Source organism: Phormidesmis sp. 146-12 (genome assembly GCF_052939495.1).
This window is the reverse complement of the sequence record NZ_JBJPHS010000182.1, coordinates 1-8360: the sequence shown is the minus strand read 5'-3', so window position 1 is coordinate 8360 and position 8360 is coordinate 1. Positions and strand designations below refer to the sequence as shown.

Sequence of the window (8360 nt, the reverse complement as noted above, 5' to 3'; positions counted from 1 at the left end):
TTCAGATTTCTGGCGATTTGGCAACCCCTTCTTGAGAATGGTGCAAGATCTGAGTTAATTAAAAATCCATCTGTAAACTCCTAAACAATCAACAAACAAAAAGAGAGAAGCCGAATAAAAAATCATGCTTTGGTCTTTTCTTAAGATACTAGATAAAAGCATTTGACTAGAACTACAAGCAAGAAAGATAAACCCATAGCCGCTTAAATCAACTTTAGCTCCAAGTAAAACACCTCCCGCGATCGTGCAAATGCTGCTAGATCGCTGCAAGTACTTAACTAGAAATAACCTTCTCTTAATGCTCGAATTGCTTATTGTTTGCTTGAGCATAATTCAACATCATACTGAATAGATAGCAACGGGAACTAAGGCGATACAAATGAAAGCAGGCTAGTACGCCTCATTATTTTGGTGGCGAGGTTCTGCCCTTGAATATATCAAGAAAGTAGCAAAGAGAGTTCGGAACTTGTTCGGGCGAAGTATGTGAAGTTGTTCGCATCTGCTAGAATTTCCTTGAATCAACTAGGAGGACAATATGAGCAAGAAGCTAGTCAATCCAGAAGAACTGTACGATGGTGCTGCATTTGGCATGTCTCAGGCTACTGTTGAGACAGAATTGGGGCTAGTTTTCGTATCGGGTCAGGTCGATTGGAATCATCAATATGAAACCACAGAGGACTCGCTCGAAGGACAAGCGAGAAAGGCGCTTGACAATCTTAAAATTGCCCTGACCGCCGCTGGTTCATCGGTCGAACAGCTACTGCAAGTTCGTGTGTATGTTCGAGGTGAAGTTGGAGAGCATCTGGAAACGCTTGCCCCTATTCTTTCTGGCTTTTTAGGCGAATCTCGTCCGTCTTTAACGGGTATCGGCGTAGCTTCCCTCGCATCACCATCAATCCTGATTGAGATTGAAGCGATCGCTAGCATTAAATAGATAATTTTAGTGGGAGTTATATCACCACTTTTGACCACACAATTCATTTGCGGGTAAAACTTCTAGCATTCGCTTTGGGACTGGTAAGTTTAGATTCGTCATCAGTTGAATAAAATCAGTCCGCGATTTTGCAGTCGCCGGATTTCCAGGACAGTTCACAAATCGGGGATTCCAGCATTTCTCTTCAGCGATCGTAGAAACGCTATGCCCCCGATAGTCTCGCCCCGGATAGACCCGTATCATGTCAGGTAGGGTGAACAAGCGTTGTGTCACTGAGTCATAAAGTTTGCCAGCATCGCCGTTCTGGAAATCTGTGCGTCCACAGCCTCGGATTAGTAGAGAATCGCCCGTTAAAATACGATCGTCATTGATCAAATAAGCGTGATGACTCAGCATTGTTTCCTGACCTCAAGGCACGCACGTCAGCGATAAGAACACGAAGATCGCCACCATTAGCGAAGCACATTGTGGGACTGTCAGCCCTTGTGGGAACTCCGCCCAGTCCTTGAAAGACATTGAAGATGACCCTCCATGAAGGTTCTGCAAAATGAGTAGAGCGCATCTCCAAAATCACTGATTTTGGAGATGCGCTCTACTCATTTTAGATTTGATTTAAACGCCAAGCAGGAAAAGGTGCTTCCTACTACACTCTAGCGCATAACATCAGAGGATAACGATGCGATAAATGACTAATGGACCCGTACCACCTGGGCGCGTGAAGTTCAGATTTGCATTTTTACCAAAAACAAATACTCCCTTATTAGTTTCAATCTTACCAGCGTTGTTTCCTGACCACACGCGAAGCACGTCAGCGATAAGAACGTTCTGCTTTCCAGCATTAGCAAAGCACATTGTGGCTCTGTAGAGTTGCTGACCGGTACCTCCTGCAGGACCATCTTGCTTTTGAAAGATGTTAAAAGTGCCGTTTTCGCACTTTGCCCGGTTGAGTGCATGAGCTGGCATACTCATACCAGCAGAGACCCCAACTAGGGATACAGCCAGGACAGCCCACTTAGCCACCTTACCTGGCAACGCGCGGTTCTTGACTAGGGTGGCAAGTCTCCCCCCCGCTGTCGCTTCAAACTTCTCACTCCGTAGTTGTTCTGACTGTTCTTGACTTTTTGGCATCTTAGAATCCATGATTTTACTCCTTGTACGATTTGTTTCTTCAACAGTGGTTGAAGACCTCGTTAGTCTTAATTTGAAGTCTTCTACCTCTGTATAATTAGTGGGTCTGTCAATCCGTCTTTTATGCAGGATTGCTGCACCAGTTTCAAAAAAATGCGAAGCAACCCCTGGGTAAAGAACTGATTATTAGATGTCAAGCATTTGGGGTAGTAGCGAGATCCTTGCATAAAAGGGCGTGTGGCTTAAATCTAGAAATCAAGTTTAACTGAAAATCCATCTGTAAACTTCTAAACAATCAATAAACAAGAGAGAAGCCGAATAAAAAATCATGCTCTGGTCTTTCCTTAAGATGCTAGACAAAAGCATTTGACTAGCACCACAATCAGGAAAAATAAGCCCACAGCCGCTTAAATCAATTTTAGCTGCAAGTACTTCACTATAAATACCCTTCTTTTAATGCTCGAATTGCTTATTATTTGTTTGAGCATAATTCAACACTATGCTGAATAGTATAGTAACGGGAACTAGGCTCTGTTTTAAAACTAAAGCCACAATTGACGAAATAGCATTGTTTTGATGGCAGCCATACGTTAACTCCGAAAGAATAGAGTTTGATGAACCTTGCTATGCTTTCTCAGTTTGATGTATCTGTGGGTACTCTCCAAAGATAAACTCTGTGGATGCGGTCATCTAGCTCCAAAATTACTGTACATCAGTCGGTACATCCTCTAAAAGCGATCAACAACTCGGCGCACCTTATCGTTCTACAAGGTAAGGTGTCGCTAAATTGCATTTCTACTAATTCAGTGGGTGATACCATGATCGATTCATGCAGCGTACATCTATGCCATAAGACGTAGTTTTGCTTATGCCATAAGGCAGTAATCTGGGCAATTTTGAAAAAAAATAGATTAAGTGCAACGGCTGCCTTGGTGAGAAAAGCAGACTTGATCGTTTTACAATTTGTCCATCATGAGAGCAGGCAAAGAGATTAATGCTTCCGAAGTTGAGGAACCCCTCAAACAGGTAAAAGAGAAATGGAAATCGCTTGTGATTGATAAACAAAACTGCATAATTTTTAGCTTCTAGTACCCATAACAATAGTGTGCAGTCATGCAGCAAAATCGTCCCTCACCATTACTTAAACAGAAACAATGCACAAGTCTTCCTCTCAAAGCGATCGAAAGCCACCTCTTCAGCAGCGACCAGGAAGCTGGGCTGGAGTGGCACTGACCCATTGCGGCACTCATTTACAAATTGCGCCATATTTTCTGCTCACTTACAGCTGATCCTGTCTCCGCTCCCAATGTAAGTATCATCAGTCAGGCATAACCAATTTGATTTTATGGAGAAAACTATGATTTTAAGCAGACAACTAGGCTACACGTTTACAGCGATTGCAGCCACGGCAAATTTCGCCACGTTTGAATTTAGCCCAACAGGTGTGCCCATTCCGACTGCACCTGCGATCAATGAAAAGGATCAGGTTGCATTTTGGGGTGCAAATTCTCCGACGGATGCAGGCATCTTTGTCGGCGATGGCAATTCGCTTCGCACGGTTGCAGACCTATCTGGTGAGTTTAGTTTCTTGGGCGTGGGTTCTTCGATTAACGATCTCGGAACAGTTGCATTTATTGCGATTAAACCAGATGGAGAGATTGAGGTATTGACTGGAAAGGGCAATCATTTGACCGAAATTGCTGATAGTCGTGGTGCTTTTAGTTCGTTTCGAGGGGTTGATATCAACGATCGCGGAACGGTTGCTTATCTTGCAGACTTTGATACGGGCGGCAGTGGTCTTTTCATAGGACAGCAAGAGATTATTGCGACTGGAGATGGGCTACTCGGATCAACGGTAACCGAGTTAGATTTTTTGAATAAAGGTCTGAACCAAGATTCCGTTGCGGTTTGGGCAAAATTGGCAGACGGTCGCTCAGGCGTAGGCATGTTTCGCGCTGATCAAAACAAGCCAGCGAAATCGCCTTTTAGCTTGGATCATCTTTACAACAAGATTGGACAATATACGACCACGATCGCAGCCAACGGAGACCCAGCAGATGTTTATTTTCCCCAGGTACCTAAATCAAATTGTAATTCGATCGAATTTCCCATTGTACTTCTGTTGCAGGGTGCGTTAGTAGATAAAGCCGATTACTCTAATTTCGCCAAGCAGGTTGCAAGTTATGGCTTTGTGGTGGTCGTTCCCAATCATGAGCGAACACTTTCAGGACCAAATGATCAATCGGTTACTGGGTTGTTTTCTGAGCAAAATCAAGTAAATGATGTTTTGGCTCAGGTGAAAGTAGAAGACCAAAATGCTAAGTCACCACTCTTTAAGATCATAGATACAACCAAGTTAGGATTGCTGGGGCACTCGTTTGGCGGAGCTGTCGGACTAACGGCATCTCAGCAAGACATCCAGGTGCCGGGATTTTCCTCGCCAGGCTACACCCGCCCGCCGGAGCTAAAGGCAGGTATCTTCTATGGTGCTAATTTACGAAATCAGCAAACGAACGAAGCGTTGCCAATTAATAATCATGGGATCGCGATCGGGTTAATTCAAGGCGATTTGGATGGTGTTGCTGCACCAATTAATGCTCAAAGAACTTATGATCAAATTCGCAATCCCCCTAAAGCTTTAATCACGGTCAAGGGTGCGAATCACTACGGCATCACCAACGAAGATAATCCTGCCCGCGACCCAAACAGACCGACTTTAGATCAAGCAGCAGCGACAAGCGCGATCGCGAAATCGAGCGGCTTATTTTTGAGAGCGCATATACTTAACGATCATCGTGCGTTTGATGCACTATTTAACGCTTCTACGCCTTTCGATCCCAACATCAGCATTATCAGTCAGACACGACCAATGCCGCGAATGAGATAGTTTGAGAAGAAGTCTTTGCGACACAACCCTTTCATCAGCAAGCACTTGGTTTGAGCTTTAATTCAAGCGTATGGTGTTCCAGTGTTCAGCACAGGCTGAATATTTTGATCCGAGGTTAAAACAACCAGTAAATTGTTCACCATTATGGCTTTGCGCTCTTCGTCTAGATTCACAATTTGTTCTTCGCTCAACCGCTTTAAAGCTTCGTTAACCATTCCAACTGCACCTTCGACAATTTGGCGACGCGCCCCAATGATTGCCTGAGCTTGTTGCCGTCGCAGCATGACTTGAGCAATTTCTGGCGCATAAGCAAGATGCGACAGACGCGCCTCCAACACTTCAACGCCTGCGATCGTGAGCCGTGCCTGTAGTTCTTCACGCAGTGCCCGCATAATTTCGTCAGGCACTCCGCGTAGAGAAGGAGTTCCAGCCTCAGCATCGTAAGGATAACGCAGAGCAAGCGATCGAATCGCAGTTTCGCTTTGGGTTGCCACAAACTGCTCATAGTTGTCCACCGCAAAGCGAGATTGGGCAGAATCTTGAACTTGCCACACGACCACAGCAGAAATCTCAATCGGGCTACCTTGCGCTTCGTTGACTTTCAAAATTTTGCTGTCGAAGTTGCGAATGCGAAGCGATACTTTTCGGGTCTACCGGGTGAGTTATGCTAGTCAAGCACTAAATTTAGGAAGAGCTAACGCATTTGAGGAGCTTTGAGAATTCTTAACCCCTACAGACTGTTTATGGTGAACGTATGCATAATGATTCCGATAGACCCATCTTCTCTTGGATGGTTTCGGTTTCGCCAATTTCGTAAAGGCTGATCAAACCATCCTCAATGGTGAAGATTTGCTGAATTGTTGTATTTACAAGCAAATTGCCTTGCAAATCTTTGACGATTTGATGAGCAGTAACGACATTTCGATTGCTTTCATCCGTCTCGAATTTCAACGTCTCAAGCTTCACTCGAATACTTTTGAATTGATTAATCCAATATTCGCGCACCGCATCGCGCCCATAAACGAAGCCGCCTTCTACCCCGTTTGCCCATTTCACGTCCGGGTGCATCACCGAGATGATGGTTTCAATCTCACGGTTGTTGAAGGCATCGTATAAATTTTGCAGAAACTGTTGATTTGGACTCATGATCGTTCACCACACACTCCGAATATCGTTAAAACAGGAAAGCCGTACAACGTTGCCCATTACCCGCCACAGATCACCTTTGTAAGACATCCCCTACAATAGTCTTAGCCTCAACCTGCCGTCTCATCCAATTCTGCTAAAATTATCCCAATCCTGCTTGGGATGTGAAATCTTGACCGGGTAAAGCCGATGGTGAATCATGCAACCTCCATACTTGATCTGACAAACCCGCAGGAAGTAGTACGGGTGCTTCCACAAACACCTCTAGTCGCCAGCTATCATACGGGGTGGAAAGGGTTGACCTTTATCCACTACTGCCATCCTCCCTATCAGACGATCGAGCATTGCCTTTTACAGCATTCACTGGTGATTACAGACCCCAAAAGTTGCTTTCGGGCAGAGCGTCGTTTGGACGGCAAATTGAAACACTATGCCCACGGCAACGGTCGCGTCGATGTTATCCCAGCATTTCTAAGTCATTGGACAAACTGGGATCAAGAAGTCGAATTTTCAGTGATTGCAATTTGTCCAACCTTGCTGAATCAAACCACCCAGGAATTGATGCAGCGTGAGGTAGAACTGATTCCACAGGTGTCGATCGATGATCCGGTCATCCAGCAATTAGCCCTCGCACTCAAGACGGAAATCCAAACGGGCTGTATGTCTAGCAGGTTGTATGGCGAGTCATTAAGAACAGGGCTTGCCGCTCGTTTAGTGCAGAATTATGGAGTCAGCAAGCCTGAGTTCAAAGCCAACGGTTTATCCCAATCACAGTTGGAGCGAGTCATTGATTATATGCAGGCGAATTTGACACAGGATTTATCGATTTTGGATTTGGCGACTTTGACCCGCATGAGCGAATCTCACTTTAGCCGATCCTTCAAGCAATTCGTGGGAACTACACCCTATCAGTATTTGATGCAACAACGTGTGGAACGAGCCAAGCAATTACTGAAACAGCGATCAATTGCAATTAGCGACATCGCTCTAGATTGCGGCTTTGCAAATCAAACTCATCTCACAAAAGTCTTCCGTCAGATGGCAGGGGTGACACCCAAAGCTTATCAAAAGCGATGATCCAAAGCGGATTCTGGGGTCACAGATCTACGCAAAGATGTAAGCACAACGGTGAAGATGAGCGGCGATAAATACCACTGAAACGAAGCTGAAAAACTCTACTAGCCGCTCCATCACATTGTGTACGCCCATGCTGGGCGTGATCTAATGGGGTGAAAGTCCCCTGCAACACAGTAGCCCAGTTGTCAACACTTACAGTAGCGATAAATTCTGCATAAATCGATCGCAGTAGCACCCACCTGATTAATAAGAGTGTCATTTGGCACAACTTATCGTTCTACAAGTTGTGCCGAGTTGTCGATCGCTTTTGGAGAAGGTGCGAACTGATGTGCGGTAATTTCGGATTTGTCGGGAGACGACTTGAGACAGATAGCCAGACGCTGTTACCTAAGCAAGTCGTTAAAATATTTAAAACAATGGGTCATGAAACTGAGATTCGGGGAGAGCAAGCAGGCGGCGGATTGGTTGTCGCGCAAAACAAAGAGCACCAGGTGATGTTTGTCGGCAAAAAGGTGGTGAACCGGAAACGCCGTAATCTGACTCAGGCGCTAGAAGCTGCGTTTGCTCCGATCAGGCGAAGAGCGATCGCGGCAGGTATTCAGCCCCTAGACTCCACGATAACCGCTGTATGGCACTATCGCTACGGTACTAGCAGCCCGCCGAAGATTCTGGAGACTCATTGGCATGAGTGGATGCCCGCAAGAGAAGCGATCGTTTGGCACATGGAGAATGGTCATTGGGTGTCCACTCGCAAAATGGTCAACCACCGCATCACACACAATGGAGACTTTAACGCCTGGTGGATTTTTGGACAATCGATCGATACAACGACGCTAGGATTATGGTTAGAACGAGTCTTACACACGCCAAATGCAACTCGCGGCGATTCTCCTAAGATCGCTGGAATGATGGATTTACTAGTTACGCAGGGAATGTGGGATGCTTCACTGAGACTCGCTTACCAACTTGAGATTGCTGAATCGATTAAAGACGCTTTTGGGGGGCAGGAGCCTGCTAAAAAAGCACCGAACACTGCACCTTCTCAGCAAGTCCTGACTCAGTGGGCTGAGATCTGTGAAGAAGTTTGGCAAAGATATAAGGGATCTGCAATTAAATAAAGTACCAGTTGTGCACGCTGCTTGACTGACAAAACTCAGGAAAGCGAGAAAGGAAGCTAGGAGGGAAGTA

The 8360-nt window shown here is 45.4% G+C and carries 8 protein-coding genes and 1 pseudogene; 5 read left to right on the top strand and 4 right to left on the bottom strand.

Going from position 1 to position 8360, the window contains the following annotated elements; translation table 11 throughout:
- Window positions 1–535: 535 nt before the first annotated feature.
- A complete protein-coding gene (locus ACKFKF_RS33460; RefSeq protein WP_446871692.1) occupies window positions 536–934 on the top strand; it encodes a RidA family protein in 399 nt (132 codons plus the stop codon).
- A 21-nt stretch (window positions 935–955) separates the two neighbouring features.
- On the opposite strand, the gene ACKFKF_RS33455 is transcribed toward ACKFKF_RS33460, so the two are convergent.
- Entirely contained in the window at window positions 956–1330 is a 375-nt protein-coding gene (locus ACKFKF_RS33455) for a hypothetical protein (RefSeq protein ID WP_446862407.1), read from the bottom strand.
- A gap of 267 nt (window positions 1331–1597) precedes the next feature.
- Complete coding sequence (locus tag ACKFKF_RS33450; RefSeq protein WP_446862408.1) at window positions 1598–2074, bottom strand: beta/gamma crystallin domain-containing protein; 477 nt, start codon at window positions 2072–2074, stop codon at window positions 1598–1600.
- A 1142-nt stretch (window positions 2075–3216) separates the two neighbouring features.
- Here ACKFKF_RS33450 and ACKFKF_RS33445 point away from each other — a divergent pair.
- Both ACKFKF_RS33445 and ACKFKF_RS33440 read left to right on the top strand, forming a co-directional pair.
- Window positions 3217–3351, top strand: a complete 135-nt coding sequence (locus tag ACKFKF_RS33445; protein ID WP_446862409.1) for a hypothetical protein — start codon at window positions 3217–3219, stop codon at window positions 3349–3351.
- A gap of 68 nt (window positions 3352–3419) precedes the next feature.
- A complete protein-coding gene (locus tag ACKFKF_RS33440) occupies window positions 3420–4949 on the top strand; it encodes an alpha/beta hydrolase family protein (RefSeq protein ID WP_446871691.1) in 1530 nt (509 codons plus the stop codon).
- Window positions 4950–5011: 62 nt separating this feature from the next.
- Here the strand turns inward: ACKFKF_RS33440 and ACKFKF_RS33435 are convergent.
- Window positions 5012–5584 (bottom strand): annotated as a pseudogene (locus tag ACKFKF_RS33435) (SPFH domain-containing protein); the annotation flags it as partial.
- Between the two features lie 106 nt (window positions 5585–5690).
- Window positions 5691–6095 (bottom strand): nuclear transport factor 2 family protein, encoded by a 405-nt coding sequence (locus ACKFKF_RS33430; RefSeq protein WP_446871690.1) that lies wholly within the window; start codon window positions 6093–6095, stop codon window positions 5691–5693.
- A 189-nt stretch (window positions 6096–6284) separates the two neighbouring features.
- Between ACKFKF_RS33430 and ACKFKF_RS33425 the strand changes: the two genes are divergently transcribed.
- Window positions 6285–7172, top strand: coding sequence for a helix-turn-helix domain-containing protein (locus ACKFKF_RS33425; protein WP_446871689.1), 888 nt, complete (start codon window positions 6285–6287; stop codon window positions 7170–7172).
- Between the two features lie 416 nt (window positions 7173–7588).
- Window positions 7589–8290, top strand: coding sequence for a hypothetical protein (locus ACKFKF_RS33420; protein ID WP_446862413.1), 702 nt, complete (start codon window positions 7589–7591; stop codon window positions 8288–8290).
- Window positions 8291–8360: the final 70 nt, after the last annotated feature.

What these genes read in the sequence shown, in the direction of transcription:
- ACKFKF_RS33445 (WP_446862409.1), top strand. Translation starts at nt 3,217, where the DNA reads ATGCACAAGTCTTCCTCTCAAAGCGATCGAAAGCCACCTCTTCAGCAG.
- ACKFKF_RS33455 (WP_446862407.1), bottom strand. Translation starts at nt 1,330, where the DNA reads ATGCTGAGTCATCACGCTTATTTGATCAATGACGATCGTATTTTAACG.
- ACKFKF_RS33440 (WP_446871691.1), top strand. Translation starts at nt 3,420, where the DNA reads ATGATTTTAAGCAGACAACTAGGCTACACGTTTACAGCGATTGCAGCC.
- ACKFKF_RS33420 (WP_446862413.1), top strand. Translation starts at nt 7,589, where the DNA reads ATGGGTCATGAAACTGAGATTCGGGGAGAGCAAGCAGGCGGCGGATTG.
- ACKFKF_RS33460 (WP_446871692.1), top strand. Translation starts at nt 536, where the DNA reads ATGAGCAAGAAGCTAGTCAATCCAGAAGAACTGTACGATGGTGCTGCA.
- ACKFKF_RS33425 (WP_446871689.1), top strand. Translation starts at nt 6,285, where the DNA reads ATGGTGAATCATGCAACCTCCATACTTGATCTGACAAACCCGCAGGAA.
- ACKFKF_RS33450 (WP_446862408.1), bottom strand. Translation starts at nt 2,074, where the DNA reads ATGGATTCTAAGATGCCAAAAAGTCAAGAACAGTCAGAACAACTACGG.
- ACKFKF_RS33430 (WP_446871690.1), bottom strand. Translation starts at nt 6,095, where the DNA reads ATGAGTCCAAATCAACAGTTTCTGCAAAATTTATACGATGCCTTCAAC.